The following is a 21630-nucleotide window of genomic DNA, read 5'->3' as shown; positions in this document are numbered from 1 at the left end:
TGGGGTGAACCTGTTGGACTGGCGGGGTAAGAAGGTCGCGGTGGTGGGAATGGGGCTAAGCAACGTGCCTTTGGCCCGCTACCTGGTATCCAAGGGAGCCAGAATCACGGCCTTCGACAAGAAGACCGCCAGGGATCTCGGCGGGATCTTCGACGAGATGACGCGCCTGGGGGTCGAGTTCTCGACCGGACCCGGGTACCTCGACAGGCTGTCCGGCTTCGAGCATGTTTTTCTCACCCCGGGGATGAAGAAGGACCTCCCCGAGATAACCGCAGCCAGGGACGCCGGTGCCGAAATCAGCTCCGAGACAAGGTTGTTCTTCCAGTTGTGCAAGGCGACGACGGCCGGCGTAACCGGCAGCGCGGGGAAGACCACCACCACCACGCTGCTGGGAAAGATGCTCAAGAAGCACGGCCGGAGGCCCGTGTTTGTCGGCGGCAACATCGGCAACCCTCTCATAGAGGAAGTCGAGCGAATCCCGCCCGAGGCGGTCGTCGTGCTGGAGCTGTCGAGTTTCCAGCTCCAGACGCTGGACAGGAGTCCCGACGTCGCGGTCATCACGAACGTCAGCCCCAATCACCTCGACGTACACGCATCCATGGAAGAGTACGTTGAGTCCAAGAAGAGCATCTTTCGCTTCCAGGGCGAGACGGGAGCGGCGGTGCTCAACGCCGATAACGCGGTCACGGCGGCGATGGCCGCCGAGTGTCCCGGCCACACGCTTTTGTTCAGCCGGGTAGGACCGGGTCGAGGCGGCGCCTTCGTCCGGGAAGACATCGTGATGACGCCGGTGTTCGGGTGGAGCGACGCGCCCTCGCCGGGCGAGGGACAGGCGCTGCGCGCCGTACCGGCGGTCGAGCCGCGCTTCGAGCCGGTGCTCCCCGTGAACGAGATCAGGATCCCCGGACTCCACAACGTCGAGAACGTGCTCGCCGCTGCGACCGCTTCGTCGTGGCTGGGAGCGCGCCCCGGGGACATCGCCGGAGTCGCCAGGGCATTCCCGGGGGTCGAGCACAGGCTCGAACTCGTACGGATCAGGGACGGGGTGCATTACTACAACGACTCTATCGCGACGGCCCCCGACCGGACAATCGCGGCGCTCCACACCATCGAGGGGCCACTCGTGCTCATCCTGGGCGGGTACGACAAGCACCTCCCGTTCGAGGCACTGGCGAACGAGGTGGTTGAGCGCGCACGGCTCGTGTTCACGCTCGGCGACACCGCCCCGCGGATCGAGGAGGCCATAGCCCGCGCCGCGGAGCAGGCCGGCCACGGCCCCGAGGTGATCCGTTGCGGCAGTCTGGGCGAGGTCGTCCGCAAGGCGGTCGAGAACGCGCGGCCGGGCGACAGCGTACTGCTCTCTCCGGCTTGCGCTAGTTACGACATGTTCAGGAACTTCGAGGAGCGCGGCAGGATATTCAAGGCGCTCGTCGCCAAGATATGATCGCCGGGAACTGATGGTCGGTATCCCGGCCTGCTTCGCCGGGCCGCTGCGCGGGAGGTCCTCATGGAACGCAGTCCCGAGTATTTCTGCACGATCCTCAATGAACTCAGGAAGGACAACCCCGAGCTGGGGAAGGGGTTCCTCCTTCGCGAGACGGCGGGCGACCCGCTCGACGTGCTCATCCTCACGCTCCTGTCGCAGGCCACGAACGACCGTAACAGCGGCAGGGCGTTCCGCCGGCTGAAGCAGCGGTTCCCCACCTGGGACCGTGTTCTCGAAGCTTCCGAGGCCGAGATCGAAGAGGCCATCAGGGTCGGGGGCCTGGCAAGGCAGAAGGCCGCCCGCATCAAGGGCATTCTCCGGGCGGTTCTCGAGCGGACGGGGTCGTTCTCTCTGGAGTTCCTCAGGGACTGGGATACGGATGCCGTCTGGGAGTACCTGACCTCCCTGGAGGGTGTTGGCCCCAAGACCGCGGCGTGCGTAGCGCTGTTCTCGCTCGGCCGCCCCGCATTCCCCGTCGACACGCACATACTGCGGGTGTCGAAGCGGCTCGGCCTGGTGGATGAGAAGGCCTCGGCCGAGAAGGCGCAGGAACACCTCCAGAAAACAATACCGCCCGAGATGAGTATGGACCTTCATCTCGGGCTCATCGAACACGGGAGACGAACATGCCGTCCTTCGAAACCTGGGTGCCACGAATGCAGACTCCGCACCGCTTGCAGAAGGCCTGCCGTGGAGGATTTTACTCCCCCGGCCGAGAACTCGTGACGTCGACGGGCTTCGTGACGGAGACGTCCGGGGAGCACTCGGGCGCGGACGCTATGTTCTTCTCACAGTACGGACACAGCCACTCCTGGTAATTAGTGGCTGCCGAATAGGAAAGGCCGTTGCAGTAGGGACACTTCTTCCACGGCACGGGCCCATTCCTCCTCGGATCCCTGGCTCTAAGTCTCCGCTCGACTAGGATGCCTCTTCATGTTATCACAGCTTTATTACATGTTTCCAGTGTTGGTAGGTAGGGTAGGCGAGTCCGAATGGCTTCAATCTCACGCAATTTCGCCCATCTTCATTCGCACACAGTCTACAGTCTTCTTGACGGGCACTCTAGAATAGACGACCTCGCCCGGAAGGCTGTGGAGATGGGGATGCCCGCCATCGCGATCACCGACCACGGCGTGATGTATGGCGTGATCGAGTTCTACAAGGTGTGCAGGGAATACGGTATCAAGCCGGTCATCGGGTGCGAGGTTTACGAGGCCAGGAGGACCAGGTTTGACAAACAACCGAAACTCGACGAGGACCCGTATCACCTGGTGCTGCTGGCCGAGACAGATGAGGGGTACCACAACCTCGTCAAGGTCGTTTCCGCCGCCCACCTCGAAGGGTTCTACTACAAGCCCCGCGTGGACCTCGACCTCCTGCGGCAGCATAGCAGGGGCCTTATCGCCATGAGCGCCTGCCTGGCGGGGAGCATCCCCCAGGCGATCCTCAACGGGGATTACGGCGAGGCCCTCAAGCGCACACTCACCTACAGGGATATCTTCGGCGAACGCAACTTCTACCTCGAACTCCAGGACAACGGCCTCGACGAACAGAAGCGCGCCAATCGCGCCCTGCTCGACATAGCCGCGGAAACGCGCACCCCCATTGTGGCTACGAACGACAGCCATTACACGAACAGGGGGGATGCGCGCGCCCACGACATCCTTCTTTGCATACAGACGAACAAGCTGGTCAGCGACCCGCAGAGGCTCAGGTTCGGCAGCGAGGAGTTCTACTTCAAGACGCAGCAGGAGATGTACGACGTCTTCTCGTTCGCACCCGAGGCGTTGCGGAACACCCTTGAAATTGCTGAGCGCTGCAATGTCACGTTCGAGTTCGGCAAGACCAACCTTCCCGAGTTCAAATGCCCGCCCGGCTTCAACGAGTCGACGTACCTCAGGAGCCTCTGCGAGGAGAGGCTGCATCTCAGGTATCCAAACCCGTTTCAGGACGTCAGGGACAGGCTGGAGTATGAGCTGAAAGTCATCAACGACATGGGCTACCCCGGGTACTTCCTGATCGTGTCCGACTTCGTGCAGTACGCGAAGTCGAGGAATATCCCGGTGGGTCCGGGAAGGGGTTCGGCGGCTGGGAGCCTGGTGGCGTACGTGCTGGGGATCACCGACATCGACCCGCTCAGGTACGGGCTGCTGTTCGAGCGGTTCCTGAACCCCGAGCGTGTGACGCTGCCCGACATGGACATCGACTTCTGCTTTGAACGGCGAGGCGAAGTCATAGAATACGTCACCCAGAAGTACGGTTCGCAATGTGTTGCGCAGATAATCACGTTTGGCACAATGGCGGCCCGAGCGGTCATCAGAGACGTCGCCCGGGCGCTCGAGGTATCATACGCCGACGCGGACCGCCTGGCCAAGGCGGTGCCGGCCCATCTCGGCATCACCCTCGACAAGGCCCTCGAGACGGCGCCGGACCTGAAGAAGATGTACAACGAGAACGAGAAATTCCGCGACGTCATCGACGTGGGCAGGGCTCTCGAAGGCATGCCGAGGCACGCGTCTGTACACGCCGCCGGGGTCGTGATAACGGGGAAGAACCTCGTCGAGTTCGTCCCGGTGCAGCGCGCTTCTGAAGGCGGCGTGGTCACCCAGTTCACGATGGACCTCCTCGAGGAACTCGGCCTTCTCAAGATGGACTTCCTCGGCCTGCGAACGCTGACCGTGCTCGACCATACGCTGAAATCCATACAGCGGCTGAGAGGCCTCGACATCGACATCAACAACATTCCGCTCGACGACCCCGCGCCGTACGAGATGCTCAGCCGCGGCGAGACCCTGGGGATATTCCAGCTTGAAAGCGACTGGGTACGTGACTTTCTCATCAAACTCAAGCCCTCGCGGTTTGAGGACATAATCGCCTCCGTGGCCTTGTGTCGTCCGGGCCCGATGGAACACATCCCCGAATTCATAGCTTCTAGGACCGGTAAGCCGAAGTATCTCCACCCGCGCATGGAGCCCATACTCCAGGAAACCCACGGGGTCATGGTTTATCAGGAGCAGATCATGCAGGTGGCGTCGGCGATGGCCGGCTTCAGCCTCGCGGAGGCCGACATCCTCAGGCGGGCCGTCGGCAAGAAGAAGAAGGAACTGCTCGACAAGATGGAGCAGTCGTTCGTTTCGGGTTGTGTCAGCCACGGGGTCGCGAAAAGGGTGGCCTCGGAGGTCTACGACCTCATCATGAAGTTCGCCAACTACGGTTTCAACAAGGCGCATGCGGCGGCGTACGGTTTCATCGCGTACCAGACGGCTTACCTAAAGGCGAACTACCCCGCGGAGTTCATGGCCGCGCTCCTGACGAGCGTCGCCGGCCAGTCCGAAAAGGTATCCCAGTACATCGACGAGTGCAGGAGGCTCGGCATCCGCGTTCTGCCCCCCGATATTAACGAGAGCCTGGCCGACTTCACCGTCACGAAGGACGGCATAAGGTTCGGGCTCAACGCGGTCAAGAACGTGGGCGAGGCGGCGATTGCCTCTATCATCAGCGCAAGGGATGAGGGTGGGCTGTTCCGGTCGCTCGCGGATTTCTGCTCGCGGGTGGACTCGCGCGCCCTGAACAAGCGCGTACTGGAGAGCCTGATAAAGTCGGGGTCCATGGGGAGCCTGGGCAGGCGTGCCCAGCTGATGGCCGCTCTGGAGGGCACGCTGTCTCGTTCGTCGCGGTCGGCGAAGGGCAGTAGTGGCAGCCAGATGAGCCTTCTCTCCGGTGTGCCCGTGCAGGCTGCCGGAGAGTCGCTGCCGGACGTCCCCGAGTACCCGCGAAACGAATTGCTCAGGATGGAAAAAGACCTGCTGGGGCTATATATTAGCGGTAACCCTCTCAAGGAGTGCGAGCGGCAGCTCAGGAACATGTGCTCGTGCACCTGCCAGCGCCTGTCCGGCGTCGCCAACGACGAGAGAGTCACGATCGGCGGCCTCATAACCGCTGCCAAGAAAATAACCACGAAAAACGGCGGGATGATGGCGTTCGTCACCCTGGAAGACCTCACCGGCTCGACCGAAGTCGTTGTGTTTCCGCGGGTATTCGGCAAGGTGTCTCAGGACATCCAGGTGGACACAATAGTGCTTGTCACGGGCCGGGTGCAGATACAGGACGAGCAGGTGAAAGTGATTGCGGAGTCCGTGTCGCCGCTTTCCAGGGGCCAGGGGGTTTTCGCAGGGTCGAGCGGCAAAGTCACCGTCGTGGTTCGCGGCGGCGACACGGCTGGTGGCGCGACACTCAACAGGCTGAAGGAGATCCTCCAGGATAACGCGGGTTCGTGGCCTGTTTACATCAACTTCGTTGACAAGAAGAGACTCATCATGGCCTCACCGCAGTACTGGGTCACACCGTCGCCGTCGCTGCAGTGCGAGCTCGAAGACCTCGTGGGAAGCGGTTGCGTTGCCTTCGAGGAAATCCCGGAAAAGGAGTTTTCGGAAGTCGAGGAGAACGGATGAGCCGAGGGCGCGCCGGATCCGGTGACCGCCGGGGGGTTGGTACCGTGTGGACTGTAGTCTACATAGCACCTAACAAGGCCCTGGCTGAGATGCTGAAGGAGGTCCTGGTTAAAGAGGGACTCCTGTGCATGCTCAGGTCGATGGGGGTACCTCAAATGGGGGCGGCCGGTAGCGTGGAAGTACTGGTTCCCGAGGGAGAGGTAGAGGAAGCCCACGAGATTCTCACAGGAGTGCTGGGTGTATAAGTTGACTGGACGCAGCAGCGGGTCTGGAAGGGGTCATGACATGAGGATAGGAGTGTTGACCAGCGGCGGGGATGCCCCGGGCATGAATGCTTGCATCCGCGCCGTCGTACGCAAGGGGATCTACGATGGGCACCAGGTCATCGGCTTCATGCGCGGGTTCATCGGCCTGATGTCGGGTGAGATGGTTTCGATGCAGCTCGGGTCGGTCGCGGACATAATCCACAGGGGCGGGACAGTCCTGCATAGCGGCAGGAGCGACAAGTTCAGGACGCCGGAGGGCCTGGCCGAGGCGGTCAAAGTCCTGAAGCAGGAGCGGTTTGACGGGCTCATCGTGATCGGGGGCGACGGATCGCTCCACGGTTCCAAGATGCTCATTGACCAGGGGATAAACGTGGCGTTCGTCCCGGGTAGCATAGATAACGACGTGGCCTGCACCGACTACTCCATCGGATTCGATACGGCCCTCAACACGATCCTCGACGGCGTCAACAAACTCCGCGACACCGCCACCGCCTTCGAGCGTACATTCGTTGTCGAGGTTATGGGCCGCGAGAGAGGGTTCCTCGCGCTTGCGGCGGGGATGGCCGGCGGGGCCGAGTCGATATTGATACCGGAGATACCGTTCAGCATGGACGACGTGTGCGACAGGCTGCTGAGAGGATACCGGCGGGGCAAGACACACAGTATCATTGTGGTCGCCGAGGGCGTTGGCAGCGGTTTCAGCGTTGCCGAGGAGATAACCAAGAGGACCGGGTTCGAGACCCGCGTGGCTGTGCTTGGTTACATCCAGAGGGGAGGCACGCCCTCGGGGTTGGACAGAATGCTCGGCAGCCGCATGGGGGCAAAGGCGGTCGAGATGCTCGCTCAGGGCCGGAAGTCCTCGTTCATCGGCGTCTCCGGTCCCGATCTCGAGGTCCAGGACATAGATTATGTCTTAACGCAGAAGAAAGAAATCGATCACGAGGTGTACCGGCTTGCCGCGGAACTCGCGATCTAGAGTCGCCGGGGGAGTGATGTCCCTTTGAGGAAGACCAAAATCGTATGCACACTCGGTCCGGCCAGCGAATCGCCGGAGATAATGACCGGGCTCATCGAAGCGGGCATGAACGTGGCCCGCCTCAATTTATCCCACGGAAGCCGGGATGAGCACGCGCGGCGCATCGAGACACTGCGGCAGGCGTGCGCGCGCCTGGGCCGCCCCGTCGCGGTGATGCTCGACACCAAGGGGCCCGAGATCAGGCTCGGCGAGTTCCGGAACGGCTCCGCGGTGCTGGAGGAAGGCGCCGCCTTCACGCTCACGACGCGCGAGGTGCTAGGTGACTCGACGATCGCGCACGTGCAGCACCCCGGGTTCCCCCGCGACGTGCACGAGGGCGGGGGAGTCCTGCTCGACGACGGCAACATCGGGCTGTCGGTGCTCGAAGTCGGCGGGACGGACGTGCGCTGCCGGGTACTCAACGGCGGGGTAATCAGTAACCGCAAGAAGGTAAACCTGCCCGACTCCAGCGTGTCACTTCCCGCGCTGTCGGATAAGGACATCGACGACCTGCGATGGGGCGTCGCCATCGACGTCGACTTCATCGCGGCCTCGTTCATCAGGAAGGAATCCGACGTCCTGGCCATCCGGCGCATTATCGAGGAGGCGGGCGGCTGCACCCACATCATCTCCAAGATCGAGAGCCGCGAGGGAGTCAGCAACCTCGACGAGATCCTGAAGGTCTCGGACGGGCTCATGGTGGCGCGCGGCGACCTCGGCGTCGAGATTCCACCGGAGGACGTGCCGCTCGTCCAGAAGACGATGATCGACCGGTGCAACAGGCTGGGCAAGCCCGTGATTACCGCCACGCAAATGCTGGAGTCGATGATAAACAAGCCGCGGCCGACGCGCGCTGAGGCCAGTGACGTGGCCAATGCCATCTTCGACGGCACGGACGCCGTGATGCTGTCGGCTGAGACCGCCTCGGGCAAATACCCCGTTGAAGCCACGGCCATGATGGCCCGCATTGCGGAGAGGGCCGAGACCGCGCTGCGGCACGATGAGATCCTCGTGCGCAAGCGTACGCAGGCTGCCCGGACTGTCACCGAGGCTATATCCAGCGCCACGGCAGGGACGGCGAATGACCTTGGCGCCGCGTGCGTCATTACCGCCACCGAGTCGGGGCACACCGCCCGCATGGTCTCGAAGTACAGGCCGCGCGCCCCCGTCCTCGCGGTGACTCCGCGACCCGACACGGTGAGGAAGCTGCTTCTCGTGTGGGGCGTATTCCCGACGCAAATCACGCCGGTGAAGGGCACAGACGAAATGGTTGACCAGGCGGTTCTGGCCGGCCTCGAGAAGGGACTCATCAAGAAGGGCGACCTCGTGGTCATCACCGCGGGCGTCCCCGTGGGGATACCGGGCACCACGAACCTCATAAAGGTACACACTGTCGGTGACATCCCCGTTCGCGGCACAGGGATCGGGTCGAGGCCCGCCACCGGCCGGGCATGCATCGCGAAGACCGCCACGGAGGCCGCCGGCAAGTTCCACCCGGGTGATATTCTCGTAACGATCGGGACGGACAGCGACTTCGTCCCGTTCATCCGTGAAGCGTCAGGCATCATTGCTGAAGAAGGCGGCCTGACTTCGCACGCGGCGATCGCCGCCCTGCAGTACGGTATCCCGGCCGTGGTCGGGGCGCAGGGCGCGACGAGTATCCTGAGGGACCTGCAGACCGTGACTATAGACGCCACGCGGGGGCTGATTTACCTCGGTGAAGCCTGCGTATGATCTGGCTCATCGCGGCATTCACCGTAATTCCGGTAGTTGAACTTGTCCTCCTGATTGAAGTGGGGAGGCGATCGGCGCGCTCCCCACGATTGCTCTTGTGCTGGCCACCGGCATCTTCGGGGCCTTACTCGAGATCGCACTCCCTTCCCATGTAGGTCGACGTGTACTTGTGCGCCTTGGCGAGTATACCGCTGACCGACTTCGGAAGCGGGGTCTTCGCCAGGTCGAACATGTTCGCCGTCACCACATCGCCCGCCCAGTTGAGGTCGGCTGTGCTAATCTTGTCGACCGTATCCTGGGGAGTGTGGTAGTACGGGTCGGGCCCCCACGTGACGAAGTTGACCGGTATCCCCAGAGCCTCAAACGGATAGTGGTCGCTGTTCGTGCCGCGGGCCTCCTTCTCCATTGTAAGACCCATCTCGCCGGCGGTGGCGATGCCGAGGTCCACGAGCCACTCGTCCGATATCCCGATGTTGCCCGAGGAGCACGTGCCGCCGACACCGACCATGTCGAGGTTGATCATCCCGATGATGCTGGAAACCTCCTCGGGAGTGAGCGACGCCGCGTAGTAGTTGGACCCCACCAGGCTGAGCTCCTCCGACCCGAACGCGAGGAACCGCACCTCGCTGGCCAGGTCGTAATCCTTCAGGACCCTGGCCGCCTCGAGCATCACGGCGACGCCCGAGGCGTTGTCGTTGGTGCCGGGCCCGGCCGCCACGGAGTCAAGATGCGCGCCGACCAGGACGACCTTGCCGGTCCCCTTGCCCCGCGACGGCTTTTTGGATGCGATCACGTTGTGCGAATACCTTTGCTCGATCGTGGTGTCGCTCACAAGGTGCACCTTGACCGGCCCTTCTGCCAGCGCGGCCACCAGCGCCTCCCCGTCTACCCCGGAGATAGAAACCGCAGGCATGCCCACGGGTTTTTGGAGGGTGCCGAAGAAGTTGGCCGGCGCGCTGTTGAAGATGACGACCGCCGACGCCCCGTGATTCATGGCGTTCTGCGTCTTCTCCAGGAACGTGATCGAGCCTCGCTTGATGAGCGCAATCTTCCCAGTCACATCCAGGCCGGCGAAGTCCTCCGCCTTGCCGAGGCCGCAGTATACCAGGTCTGTCTCGACGTCGCCCGGTGCCGAGTAGGTCAGCAAGTTGACGGCCCGGGGACCCGCGACCGCTGCGGGCGAGAGGACTTCCAGCGAGCAGCCCCTGCCCTCGAAGTACCAGATCGGGAACTGTTGGAGTGATGCCTCATACCCCAGGCCGGCCAGGTACGACTTGATGTACTCCGCAGCCTGGAGCTCGGCCGGCGTTCCTCCCACCCTCGGCCCCGTGGCCAGGGCCTGGATGTGCGCCAGGGCCGCTTCACCCGAAAACTCGCGCGGTATGTCCTTGTGAGCGGGTCCGGTACCTGCCAGTGCCACGCCGGCCATGGCGAATACCATCACAACCGCGGCCGGCAATACCCACCTGCGTCTCATCAACTACCAACCCCCTGTGCCAGAATTTGGGTATCTCTTCTGGCTGTGTACAGTGCCGTCCTCCATGCATCTTTGAATAATCGATCGCAAGTTTCAGCAGCAGGACCCGACTCTGCGTCGACCCGGCGCAAACTCCGTGAAGCGCCGCGCCTCTCATAGCGCTACGACGTATAATGCTATGGAGTCGGGTCCAGTGCAGAGGGGGAGACCATTGGCCGACAAGCTGTTCACCGTTGAGACCCTGGCCACGCTCGGAGGCGCATCGTTCCTTACGTACCTGGTGGTCGCCTACACCAAGACCCTGGTCCAGAAGGCACTCGGCATTACCACCGACATTTACTCCGTGATCGTGGGATTCATCGTGGTCTTGCTGGCGCAGTTTGCCATGGGCGCGAGCCCGTTTAATTGGATCGTGTACTTCCTGTCGGTGGCCAACGGGTTCCTCGTGGCGGCAGCCGCCGGCAAGATGAACGATAAGGCGATAACCGAATACGAGAAGCGGTTCGAAACCGATGCAAGGAAGTGACCGGCTGTGGTGGAGGTAATCCGCGACTTTATACCCAAGGGCCGCCGTAATCGCCCCGGCCGGCTCATGAGGCCCGAGTGGATAACGGTCCACGACACGGCGAATCCACGGGCGGGGGCGACGGCGCTCGCACACGCCGGCTACCTGAAAGGCGCGGCGGCATCCATTCCCGCGTCGTGGCACTTCACCGTCGACGACCGGCACATCGTGCAGCACCTGCCCGTCGACGAGGTTGCGTACCACGCGGGGGACGGGGGAAACGGGCCTGGGAATTCGACTTCCATCGGGATCGAGATATGCGAGAACGGCGACGGCGACAGGGAGGCGGCCGAAGCCAATGCCGTTCGGCTCATCGCGTGGCTGCTCAGGCGCATGGGTCTAGGTATCGAGAGGATGGTCCCCCACAAGAAGTGGAGTGGGAAGGCGTGCCCGCGCCTTCTCCTGCCGCGCTGGGAGGAATTCGCCGCGAGGGTCACGAGGGCGCTGGAGTCCGAGCTGCCGTCGCCCCGTGTAGGCGACACCCCGGTGGGGCGCAACCCGTCCGGCGACGACACGGGCGGGCGTAAGGTGACGCTGGACGACTACCTGCGTGTCGTGGCGGAACGAGACATACTGGCGGATCGGCTCGAGAGAATTCGAGGGATAGCAGCACAGGCGACCGTAAAGGAATAGACCTCCGGCCGGTCCGGTGGGCACCGGCGCCGGTCACCCCGGCGAGCGGCTACCCGTGGACCTGGCCGCCAGCGGCTACGAGTTTCCCAAGGTAAAGCGCGCGCTTGAGGGCCACCTCGTTGGACGCGACCTCGCCCTTGTCGTTGGCTGTGGCGCCGCAGGTGCCCACCAGGTCGACGCCCAGGTAGTCCGCGGCGTCCTGGAACATTCCGAACACGTGGCGGGCCGTGGCGGGGTCGTCGTCTCCATACGGGGCGATAACCGCCATCTTCTTCCCTTTCATCGAAGCCTCCTTGAACTGAAGGGAATACCAGCGGTCGACGAACAGCTTCGTCTGCGCCGTCGGTCCCCACCAGTACACGGGAGTGCCGATTATTAGTCCGTCCGCCCTCAGGATCTTTGGAAAAAGGTCCTGCATGTCGTCCGGCTTGACGCATTCGCCGGTATTCTCGCAGCCCATGCAGGCGTCGCACGGCCCGATATCCAGGTCGCTGAGATACACCTTCTCCACCTGAGCACCCGACGAGCGCGCGCCCCCGATGGCCTTGTCCACCAGTACGTCGGTATTTCCGCCCTTTCGCGGTGACCCGATCACAGCCAGGACGTACATCGTGCTACCTCCGTCTCAGACCAGTTTGTGCTCCTTGTGCTTTGCCGCCACCGCGTCCGCCAGACTGTCGAGGGCCTCGAAGTCGGCCGACTTCGGGCGTCCCTTCGCGATGACCGGCTCGAACAGTTCGACCTTGAGATTCGTCAGCATCCCCTTGACCTGCTCGACCGCACGGCCACCCCAGCTATACGACCCGACTATCCCCGCGAACCTCGTCTTCGGCCTCAGCGCGTTGGCGAGATACGCGGCGTACACCGCGGCCGGATGCGCCCCCGTCAGCACCGTCGGCGTCCCGATAATGACAGTCGCCGCGTCCACGAGCGACATCGCGAGCGTGCCGAGGTCCGTCACGGGCAGGTTATACTGCTCGACCGTCACGCCCCTGTCCGCCAGAGCGTTGACCAGGTAGTCCACCATGGCCTCAGTACTACCGTGCATCGTCACATACGCGACGACTGCCACGTTCTTCGGGTCACCCGTGCTCCACTCGCGGTAGGCGTTGACGATGAACTCGGGCCTGCCGTAGAGCGGCCCGTGGCTGGGGGCTATCACCTGGATGAGCAGGTCTTTCAGCTTGTCGATATTCTGGGGGATAACGTGCCTGAACGGCATCATTATCTCCGCGTAGTACCTCTTGGCCGGCTCATAGACACTGGCCTCGTCGGTCACGTACAGATCAGACGTCGCGAGGTGCGAACCGAATAAGTCGCAGCTGAACAGGATTTTCTCCTCGACCAGGTACGTGACCATTGTCTCGGGCCAGTGTACCCACGGTGTGTGGATGAACTTCAGGGTCCTGTCGCCGAGCGATATGGTCTCCCCATCCTCAACGGTAACGAATTTGTCTTCGGGGATGGGCAGCAAGTCCGCGAGTATACCCTTGGCTTTCGGAGTGCACACCACCCTGGCCGCTGGGTACTTCTTCAGCACCGCGGGTATGCTGCCTGAATGGTCCTGCTCCCCGTGGTGCGCCACCACGTAGTCAATAACTGGCACGCCCTCGATGTTGTGGAACAGGACGTCCTCCATGGTTGGGTCGACCGTGTCGATGAGCGCTGTCTTCTCGGACCCCTTCACCAGGTAGGCGTTGTAGCTCGTGCCGTCTGGAAGCGGTATGAGCGAATCAAACAGGCGCCTGTCCCAGTCGACCGCGCCCACGGATATGACCCCTTTTCGGATCTCCCTCGGGTTCAACGAGTGTCTCCTCCTTCCGATGGGGCCCAATGGCGGCCGGCGTCACCGTACCGCCTGTGACTCAAATACTAACACCGAATGCACATTTCCTTCACGCATTGCGGACGCGCAAAACAAAGACGCCCCCGGGGGGGCGCTCCAAACAGCCTGCCGCGCTCCGGCGATCCCGGCGGTCGCTGCGACCGCACTGGTCTCGGTGCGGCGTCACTCGATAACCGTGACTGACCCGAAAACCGTGCTGACCTTGAGTTCGATCATCTTGACGCCTTCCGCGGCAGCTTTCGTGGTGTAGGTTTGTTCGCCGAAGAAGGTCGCGCTCCCGTTGGGCAGGCTCGCGCTGCCGAAGGCCGAGCTGGCGTGGATCCGGATCGGGATCTCGGGGTTTATCTTTACAGTTCCGCCGCCGAAGATCACATTGACCTCGATGTGCCCGCGGTCCACAGGAGTCAGCCTGGTCAGGTCAATTACGCCTGACCCGAAGATGATGTTGTACTCGTCGGCGGCCGGATCCCCGGGGATCGTCCTCTCGCCGAACAGCACGGTGTTCTTGTCGCCGGTGTGGCCGAAGCCGCCGACGAGTACGCTCACGCCCATGTAGATGAAGAACAGCGCGACGAGTATCCGGAAAACCGGCAGGTTGATGTTGAAGAAGCTGCGCAGCAAGGCTAGCACGCCCCATACAATGAGCAACAGACCCCAGAAGGCGCCGCCCCAGAAAAAGCCGTCTCTCATTTCACTAAGCCTCCAATCATCGCGGAAACCCGGGTTGAACCTGGTTTCCCCATTCATCGCACCACTAATTCTACGCACTTCGCGGGCACAGGTCTGAGAGTCCCGGATCACGCACGGCTGTGCCGGCGCTGGAGGATTGTGGCAGGGGAGCCGGCGGCCTGCGTGGGCGGAGCCACCGTGGCAAGAGAACTGAGCATAAGGGGTAGAAGAGTGCTGGTGGTCGACCGAGGCCGCCTCGAAGACAAACTGGGCACGTTAGAGATGTAGTACGTTACTTTGATGCGAATAAGATGACCCTTATCCCAAAGAAATCGATAGAAGGAGTTACCTTGTGGCGGGCGATTGCAGCCGGGGGATCAACAATTGTGTCGGCTGTGTCGGCTGGTAACGCGGCGCGGTGTCTGGAAAGGGCACTTATTTCTCACGGGCTTGACCTCAGCAAGGAATTCGTAGACGCGGAGCCTTTTCCTATCGAGGTACCGGATTGGCCGGCTGAGACTGGTATCTCTCACGACTATTGACCAGTTAAGCCGGTCCTCTTAGATATGTCGTCCCTGAATACCTGGAAGTTGAACGTCGCACGGTTTCGGGGAGCCCGCAAGAATGGAAGGGTGGCGGGGTCCCCAATTTGCTTTATTGTCTGGAAACTAACGTTCACACAACACTCCTGGCCTTTCTACCCACAGACGGCCCTGTATCATCTTATGTAGCCAATTTCGAACCGGCGCATATGCTGTAAAGGATTCACTCCGGGAGGTGCTGGGAGATGGCCGAAGGAAAAGGCGGCTTCTTTGATGGTGGCGGGATGTTTGGCGGGAACTTTGCGTTCATAATCTTCCTTATCCTTATCCTGCTCTTGTTCGGCAACTGACAACGCGAGGCTCCGAAATGGGGATGCGCGCCCGGACTCAGGGACGCGCATCCCCATTTCGCATGGGCAAGAGGATCGTTGTTGAACGCTTTTTTGGGGGATCTGCCAACCGGCAGCGGATAGCGCAATTGAAGGGCGCACGGTTTCGGGGAGCCCGCAAGGTGGATGGGTGGGGGGCCCCCCGGCTTATTTTACGTGAAATATGCGCGTTGTCGCGGGGGACATACCCATAAGATAGCCATGCCCCTTCGAAACGCGCCCTGTGTCCTACGCCAGCGCCCTGGCGGGGCATTCTGTGGATGGCCCTGCCCCCAGAACGAGAAGCCCCCGCAAACGTGATGGCGGGGGCGATATTAGCAAGCCATTAGCAATTTTTCACCGTTCTCATATGCAATCCGGTTTGGGGCCTCTATGCTGGTGCCGAGGGAGGGAATCGAACCCTCACTGGGGGTCACCCAACGCGATTTTGAGTCGCGCGCGTCTGCCAGTTCCGCCACCTCGGCACATACGATAACGCTGTTCAGTTGGGCAAATACGATGATAGCACGCGCGTTCGTCCCCTGTCAATGAACGGAAGCCCGCGTGTGGAAGCCCGCACGGATCTCTCCGGCTGCCCTCACGCACGAAGACGGCTCTGGAGGGGTTCGCAGTTTTTTCGAGTATTGTCCTGGAAAAGGGGGTGAGGTGTTGCTGACGCTCACTGGGAAATGGAAGGAGATTCATCCCGGCGCCCTGGCCGGTATTCTGGCGATGGACAACGTATCGAACCCCGAACGGCACACCGCGCTGGAGCGCGAGAAGGAACGACTGGTGGAGGACCTGAAGAAACGCATACCCGATCGGGAAATGCTCGCATCCCTGCCGGTCATCCGGGCCTACGACTCTTATTACAGGCGGTTCGACAAGTCATATCACGTTCGGATGCAAATTGAGTCCGTGGCGCTGAAGGGCAAGCCGATCCCCAATGTTGCGGCGCTCGTCGAGACGATGTTCATGGCCGAACTGAAGAACGGCCTGCTAACAGCAGGGCACGATCTTGATGCCGTCGAAGGGCTCATCCGCGCGGACCTCGCCGATGGCGGTGAAATCTACACCCGTCTCAACGGCCAGGAGCAGGCATGCAAGGCCGGCGACATGATCATGGCCGATGAAGGAGGCATCATTTCGAGCGTGCTGTACGGCCCCGACTGGCGGACCCGCATTACCCCGGGAACACGTCGCGTGTGCTTCGCCGTCTACGTGCCTGAAGGGATCGGCGAAGACGCGCTCCAGCGGCACTTCGACGACATCGAGGCATACATCAGGCTGGTTTCTCCGGACGCGGCGACTTCGCGCAGGGAGGTGCGCGGTGCCGGCTTCACGCTGCGAAACGCAGGACTGGACTCTGCATTGTAGAATAGTGTGTAAAGCATTTCACCCCGAAAGGAGCGAGGCAATTGTCGTCTCCCGAGGATAATCTGATAGCGAAAGCGAGATCCGGGAGCGTCGCCGCATTCGAACAGCTGGTATACGCCTACGAGAAAAGGGTATACAACCTCGCCCTTCGGATGATGGGTAATCCGGATGATGCCTCCGACGTGGCGCAGGAGGCGTTCCTTCGGGCGTACTCCTCATTACGCGAGTTCCGGGGGGATTCGTCGTTTTCCACCTGGCTTTACCGCATAGTGTCGAACATCTGCCTCGATGAGTTGCGAAGGCGGAAGAGGCAGCGCGTGTCGTACCTCGACGAGCCTATCGAGGGCGAAGATGGTGAAATGACGAGGCAGGTCGCCGCCCCCGCACCAGGCCCGGAAGAGGTAATTGAAGAAGCCGAGGTCAGGGAACTCGTCCAGCGGGGCATTGCATTGCTACCCGAGGACCACAGGATAATAGTGGTATTACGGGACCTACAGGGACTTTCTTACGAGGAGATATCCCAGACCTTGGGCCTGAACCTGGGTACGGTGAAGTCTAGACTGAACCGCGCCAGAGCCGCCTTGAAGGACAGGTTGAGCGCGTCGGAACTTTTCACCCAACCTATCGTCGAATCGACTGAAAGGGGGGCAGGCAAGTGAGGTGCGAAGAACTGCGGGAACTGCTATCCGCATACCTCGACGGGGAACTGAACCCCGAAGAAGCAGCAGCCGTTGAGAGCCATCTTGACACTTGTCCCGCCTGTGCCCCCGAGTTCGCCGATCTGAGGCGGACAGTCGAACTATGTCACGCGGTGGGTGAGGTGGATATGCCCGAGAACTTCCATTCGGAACTCATGCGGAAGATTGAGGCGAAGCAGGCTCGTTCGGGAATACTGCACAGGCTCGGTGTCGACAGGTGGAAGCCCGCGTACAGGACCGCGGCCGCAGTCGCCGCCGTGGTCGTCGTCTCGGTGGGTATATCAAGCGTGGTCGAGATGGCGCAGAGGCCCGGTGGGTTGTACGGGACGAAGGCTGGCCAGACCAGGTCGACCCGCGAAAACGAGCAAGCCCGGGGTGGCGGAGCAGTAACAGGGACGCCTGCGGCGGACAAGACCGACATGGCGTACTCGCAATCCATGCCCGCGGAGACTCCGGTGCCGGCGCCTGCGGCTCCTCCGGGAATGGGCGGTGGTGCGGAGGGCTTCGCCGACTCGACCAAGCGTTTGGCAAAAGCTCCGGCCGGCCAACTCGGTGTGTCGATGCCGCCAATCGCACCCGACCAGTCGTACGACATCGTAGTCGAAGATCTTGACCGCAAGCTGGTGAAGCGGGCGGACCTCCAGGTCGAGATCGAGAAGGGCAAGGTCGACGAAACCGGCCGCAAGATCATCGCGCTTGTAGAAACGTCGAAAGGGTTCATCCAGAGGTCGGGTACGTTTACCGACGAGCTGAAGTACCGTGGAATGAACTTCGTCCTTAGAGTACCGGAGGACAGGTTCGCCACCATCCTCGGCGAGCTCGAGTCGTACGGCAAGATTATGTCCAAGAATATAAACAGTGAGGACGTCACCCAGCAATTCATCGATACCCAGGCTCAGATCAAGAACAAGGAGCGCCAGGAACAGCGGCTCGTGGAGATCATGGGCAAGGCCAACAGTGTCGGCGAACTCATGCAGGTGGAGAACGAACTGAACCGCGTGCGGTCTGAGGTCGACATGCTCAAGGGCCGCATGAAGTACCTGCAGAGCGCGACCTCCTACTCCACGATCACGATGACCATCAGGGAAGCAAGGGAAGGCTCTGCGGCGATACCCGGGACTCCGGGGCTCCTCGACGAGGTATGGCAGGCGTTCATGAGTACGTTCAGGAAGCTGGCGATCACCCTCGCCAAAGCGGCTCCGTACGCGATACTGATCGGCGTAGGCTGGATCATCTACAACAAGGTGACCACCAGCAAGGGGAAGAGCGCAGCGTAATTGAGGTAGCGAGTCAGTAGTGAGTCAACTGTACGGTGCCGCGGCGACCGGTCGCGGCGCTGTGTTTTTCGCGGAGAGGCACCCCTTCCGGAGAGGAACCGCGGGTGCGGGGAAGAATAACCAGACCTCCGGAAGGCTAAGAAAGCAGAGGATTGCCGGTAATTGGGGAGTGGCAGTGGCGGTGGCAACCCGGGGCAGGGTGAACCTCTGCCAGGTGTGAGCCGCTCCTTCGCAGGTGTGCGGCGCGGCGGGGGGGAATTATATACCTGGCAATCAGGATACATCCGGCAACTGGAACGAGAGGGATCAGGGATGTCGAAAAAGCTCGTCCTCCTGGATGGGCACAGCCTCGCCAACAGGGCATTTTACGCTTTGCCGAGATTGACCGCAGCCTCGGGCCAGGTGACGAACGCGGTATACGGTTTCCTCACCATGCTCCTCAGGCTTATAGAGGAAGAGAAACCGGCCATGGTGGCCGCGGCGTTCGACCGCCCGACCCCCACCTTCAGGCACGTTGAGTTCGATCAGTACAAGGCCACGCGCACCGGCTCCCCGGACGACTTCAAATCCCAGATCCCAATAATAAAGGCCGCGCTGAACAGTCTTAAAATCCCGATCTTCGAGGTGGACGGTTACGAAGCCGACGACGTGCTGGGCACCATAGCTCGCAAGGCCGAGGGCGAAGGGATCGACACTCTCCTCGTGACTGGCGACCGCGACGCGCTGCAGCTCGTATCGGACCACGTCACCGTATTGCTGACGCGCAAGGGCATCAGCGAGGTGGCGCGGTACGATCCCGACGGGGTCAGGGAGGCGCTCGGGATTACCCCCTCGCAGGTCGTCGATTACAAGGCCCTCGTGGGCGATGTCTCCGACAACATCCCCGGGGTGCGCGGCATCGGCGAAAAGACCGCACTCAAGATGATAAGGGAATATGGCAGCGTGGAGACGCTCCTCCAGAACCTCGGTGACCTCAAAGACTCCCGTGCGAGGGCGGCCCTCGAGAGTGGAGTCGAGAGCGCGGGGCTAAGCAAGCGCCTCGCCACGATAGTCACCGATGCCCCCGTGGACGTTCGGTTCGAGGAGTGTTGCCTGAAGGCGCCCGATATGGACGGCGTGGAGTCGCTATTCCAGGAACTGGATTTCAAGAACCTGGCGCGGCGGGTGAGGGACTCGTTCTCGAGGGCGGGCTACCGGCCGGAGGGGGACATCTGCGCCGCAGGAGGCGCCGCAGCCGGCCCCGGCGCGGCCGGCGGGAGTCCGACCACCTCTGGTAACGCGGCACAGCGCACGACCGGGGAAGAGTCCATCCTCATCCAGGCCGCGCGCGAGTTCACCACCGTCACTACCGCAGGCGAGCTTCAATCCGCAGTCGCGAAGATCACTGGCGGCGACGTGATAGGCATGACGTTCGTAGTCGGGGATGGCGGGCCGGGCGGAGGGCCGGCGACCAGCCCGCTCGTGGCGCTGCTTGTAACCGCCCCGGCGGTCTCGTTCTACGCGAGGCTCGCACGGGGCGGCACACTCGACGGCGTAATAGACGGTGCGGTCGACGCCGGCGAAGCCATCGCCGTGATGGCTCGGGCCCTCGAGGACCCCGGTATCCGGAAGGTAGCCCACGCCGTCAAACCTGCGCTGGTGGCCCTGAAGCAGGCCGGCGTAAACGTGCGGGGCCTCGAGTTCGACACCGCGATCGCCGCCTACCTGCTCGACCCCACGCGGTCGTCGTACAAGGTGCCCGACCTGTCCAGGGAACACCTGGGCATCAACATCCCCGGGCCGGAGAAGGGCAAGCCCCCCTCTCCCGAGCATCTTGCCGCGTGCACCGCCGCGACGGTCTCGCTCGCGAGCAAGATGGGAGGACTCCTCGAGCAAAACGACCTGGCGCGCCTGTTCCGCGAGATCGAGATGCCGCTGGTCGGGGTGCTCGCGGACATGGAAGTCGCCGGGGTCGGGGTCGACCCTGGAATGGTCGAGCGCATGTCGAAGGAGTTCTCGTCCAAGATCGATGGGGTGTTGACGGAGATATACGCCATCGCCGGCTGCGAGTTCAACGTCAATTCAACGAAGCAGCTCGGCGAGGTGCTCTTCGAGAGGCTCAATCTTCCGCGGGCAAGGAAGACCAAGACCGGATATTCTACAGATGCCGAGGTATTGGAGGAACTGGCGCGGCGCCACGAAATCGCGGCCAAAGTGCTAGAATACCGCCAGCTACAAAAGCTCAAGGGGACCTACCTCGATGGAATACTCGACCTTATAGACCGCAAGACGTGCAGGGTTCACACGACATTCCAGCAGACCGTGACCGCGACAGGCCGGCTGTCAAGCGCGGAGCCCAACCTCCAGAACATACCAATCCGCATGGAACTCGGGCGGATGATACGGCGGATATTCGTTCCGAAGGAGGGACACGTACTCCTGGCGGGCGACTATTCCCAGATCGAATTGCGAATCCTTGCGCACATCTCCAGCGACCCCACAATGATCGACTCCTTCCTGAGGGACGAGGATATCCACCGGAGGACGGCCTCCGAGGTATTCGGAGTGCCGATCGACCAGGTGATGCCGGAGATGCGCTCGCGCGCGAAGGCGGTCAACTTCGGCATAGTGTACGGCATCAGCGACTTCGGCCTGTCGCAGAACCTGGGGATATCCAGGGCCGAGGCGAAGGCATATATCGACAGCTACTTCGCGCGGTACCCCGGGGTCAAGTCATACATGGAAAACGTGGTCGCCGCCGCCCGCGACAAGGGGTACGTGACCACGATGTTCAGCCGCCGCCGCTACCTGCCCGATATCAGCTCACCCAACAGGAACCTCAGGATGTTCGCGGAACGCACCGCCATAAACACCCCCATCCAGGGCACCGCCGCGGACATCATCAAACTGGCGATGGTTAACATAGCGTCCACCATGAAGAGGAGAGGGCTCGCATCGAGGATGATCCTGCAGGTCCACGACGAGCTCGTCTTCGAGGTTCCGGGGTCCGAACTGGATGCGATGACGGATCTCGTCAAGAAGTCAATGGAAGATGTCGTGAGACTGTCCGTCCCGCTCAAGGTGGACTTGAAATCGGGTCCGAACTGGTACGACATGAAAGCGATCTGAACCCGCGGTGGGGGACCGCGCGTCCCACGGGCGCCGGTAATCACATCTTGCATTCTTGCATAAGGCAGAAAGGGTTTCCCTGGGGTGTGGAGAATTGACCTCCTGATAAGGTCGAGTG

General features: G+C 62.0%; 16 protein-coding genes and 1 tRNA gene. 12 read left to right on the top strand and 5 right to left on the bottom strand.

Translation table 11 applies throughout. From position 1 onward, the window contains the following. Positions 1 to 13: 13 nt before the first annotated feature. From HPY55_01470 to pyk, 6 genes are all read left to right on the top strand, one after another. Positions 14 to 1444, top strand: a complete 1431-nt coding sequence (locus tag HPY55_01470; GenBank protein NPV69297.1) for a UDP-N-acetylmuramoyl-L-alanine--D-glutamate ligase — start codon at positions 14 to 16, stop codon at positions 1442 to 1444. Between the two features lie 63 nt (positions 1445 to 1507). Further along, positions 1508 to 2212 carry an endonuclease III gene (locus tag HPY55_01465; GenBank protein ID NPV69296.1) on the top strand — a complete coding sequence of 235 codons (705 nt, stop codon included), beginning with the start codon at positions 1508 to 1510 and terminating at the stop codon, positions 2210 to 2212. A 266-nt stretch (positions 2213 to 2478) separates the two neighbouring features. Then, on the top strand, positions 2479 to 5937 hold the full coding sequence (locus HPY55_01460; GenBank protein NPV69295.1) for a DNA polymerase III subunit alpha: 3459 nt from the start codon (positions 2479 to 2481) through the stop codon (positions 5935 to 5937). A 44-nt stretch (positions 5938 to 5981) separates the two neighbouring features. After that, positions 5982 to 6182: a glutamate decarboxylase gene (locus HPY55_01455; GenBank protein ID NPV69294.1), complete on the top strand. Its 201-nt coding sequence runs from the start codon at positions 5982 to 5984 to the stop codon at positions 6180 to 6182. Positions 6183 to 6222: 40 nt separating this feature from the next. Next, on the top strand, positions 6223 to 7179 hold the full coding sequence (gene pfkA, locus HPY55_01450) for a 6-phosphofructokinase (GenBank protein NPV69293.1): 957 nt from the start codon (positions 6223 to 6225) through the stop codon (positions 7177 to 7179). A gap of 24 nt (positions 7180 to 7203) precedes the next feature. Next, positions 7204 to 8952, top strand: a complete 1749-nt coding sequence (gene pyk, locus HPY55_01445; GenBank protein NPV69292.1) for a pyruvate kinase — start codon at positions 7204 to 7206, stop codon at positions 8950 to 8952. 124 nt (positions 8953 to 9076) lie between these two features. Here the strand turns inward: pyk and HPY55_01440 are convergent, their stop codons facing one another. Continuing rightward, a complete protein-coding gene (locus HPY55_01440; GenBank protein NPV69291.1) occupies positions 9077 to 10432 on the bottom strand; it encodes a M20/M25/M40 family metallo-hydrolase in 1356 nt (451 codons plus the stop codon). A 208-nt stretch (positions 10433 to 10640) separates the two neighbouring features. Here HPY55_01440 and HPY55_01435 point away from each other — a divergent pair, with 208 nt between their 5' ends. Together HPY55_01435 and HPY55_01430 are read left to right on the top strand one after the other, a co-directional pair. Continuing rightward, a complete protein-coding gene (locus HPY55_01435; protein ID NPV69290.1) occupies positions 10641 to 10955 on the top strand; it encodes a hypothetical protein in 315 nt (104 codons plus the stop codon). Positions 10956 to 10964: 9 nt separating this feature from the next. Continuing rightward, entirely contained in the window at positions 10965 to 11627 is a 663-nt protein-coding gene (locus tag HPY55_01430; protein ID NPV69289.1) for an N-acetylmuramoyl-L-alanine amidase, read from the top strand. 49 nt (positions 11628 to 11676) lie between these two features. Here the strand turns inward: HPY55_01430 and HPY55_01425 are convergent, their stop codons facing one another. From HPY55_01425 to HPY55_01410, 4 genes are all read right to left on the bottom strand, one after another. Further along, positions 11677 to 12237 (bottom strand): flavodoxin family protein, encoded by a 561-nt coding sequence (locus HPY55_01425; GenBank protein NPV69288.1) that lies wholly within the window; start codon positions 12235 to 12237, stop codon positions 11677 to 11679. 15 nt (positions 12238 to 12252) lie between these two features. Next, a complete protein-coding gene (locus HPY55_01420) occupies positions 12253 to 13431 on the bottom strand; it encodes an FprA family A-type flavoprotein (GenBank protein ID NPV69287.1) in 1179 nt (392 codons plus the stop codon). A 204-nt stretch (positions 13432 to 13635) separates the two neighbouring features. Continuing rightward, positions 13636 to 14163, bottom strand: coding sequence for a hypothetical protein (locus HPY55_01415; GenBank protein ID NPV69286.1), 528 nt, complete (start codon positions 14161 to 14163; stop codon positions 13636 to 13638). Between the two features lie 1286 nt (positions 14164 to 15449). Further along, a tRNA-Leu gene (locus HPY55_01410) sits at positions 15450 to 15537 on the bottom strand. A gap of 184 nt (positions 15538 to 15721) precedes the next feature. On the opposite strand from HPY55_01410, the gene HPY55_01405 reads away from it, so the two are divergent. The 4 genes from HPY55_01405 (at position 15722) to polA (ending at position 21512) form a co-directional block, all read left to right on the top strand. Then, positions 15722 to 16429 carry a hypothetical protein gene (locus HPY55_01405; GenBank protein ID NPV69285.1) on the top strand — a complete coding sequence of 236 codons (708 nt, stop codon included), beginning with the start codon at positions 15722 to 15724 and terminating at the stop codon, positions 16427 to 16429. 41 nt (positions 16430 to 16470) lie between these two features. Next, positions 16471 to 17088 carry a sigma-70 family RNA polymerase sigma factor gene (locus HPY55_01400; GenBank protein NPV69284.1) on the top strand — a complete coding sequence of 206 codons (618 nt, stop codon included), beginning with the start codon at positions 16471 to 16473 and terminating at the stop codon, positions 17086 to 17088. Beyond that, complete coding sequence (locus HPY55_01395) at positions 17085 to 18404, top strand: DUF4349 domain-containing protein (GenBank protein ID NPV69283.1); 1320 nt, start codon at positions 17085 to 17087, stop codon at positions 18402 to 18404. Before HPY55_01400 ends, HPY55_01395 begins: the two co-directional genes overlap by 4 nt. A 312-nt stretch (positions 18405 to 18716) precedes the next feature. Next, positions 18717 to 21512 (top strand): DNA polymerase I, encoded by a 2796-nt coding sequence (gene polA / locus HPY55_01390; protein ID NPV69282.1) that lies wholly within the window; start codon positions 18717 to 18719, stop codon positions 21510 to 21512. Positions 21513 to 21630: the final 118 nt, after the last annotated feature.

It is taken from the genome of Bacillota bacterium (assembly GCA_013178305.1).
GTDB lineage: Bacteria > Bacillota > Sulfobacillia > JABLXB01 > JABLXB01 > JABLXB01.
Note: the sequence above shows the minus strand (reverse complement) of the source record. Positions and strands in the feature narration are given on the sequence as shown.

Excerpts from the sequence above, each read along its gene's own strand:
- HPY55_01465 (NPV69296.1), top strand. The coding sequence starts at position 1,508 with ATGGAACGCAGTCCCGAGTATTTCTGCACGATCCTCAATGAACTCAGG.
- HPY55_01425 (NPV69288.1), bottom strand. The coding sequence starts at position 12,237 with ATGTACGTCCTGGCTGTGATCGGGTCACCGCGAAAGGGCGGAAATACC.
- HPY55_01460 (NPV69295.1), top strand. The coding sequence starts at position 2,479 with ATGGCTTCAATCTCACGCAATTTCGCCCATCTTCATTCGCACACAGTC.
- HPY55_01415 (NPV69286.1), bottom strand. The coding sequence starts at position 14,163 with ATGAGAGACGGCTTTTTCTGGGGCGGCGCCTTCTGGGGTCTGTTGCTC.
- pfkA (NPV69293.1), top strand. The coding sequence starts at position 6,223 with ATGAGGATAGGAGTGTTGACCAGCGGCGGGGATGCCCCGGGCATGAAT.
- polA (NPV69282.1), top strand. The coding sequence starts at position 18,717 with ATGTCGAAAAAGCTCGTCCTCCTGGATGGGCACAGCCTCGCCAACAGG.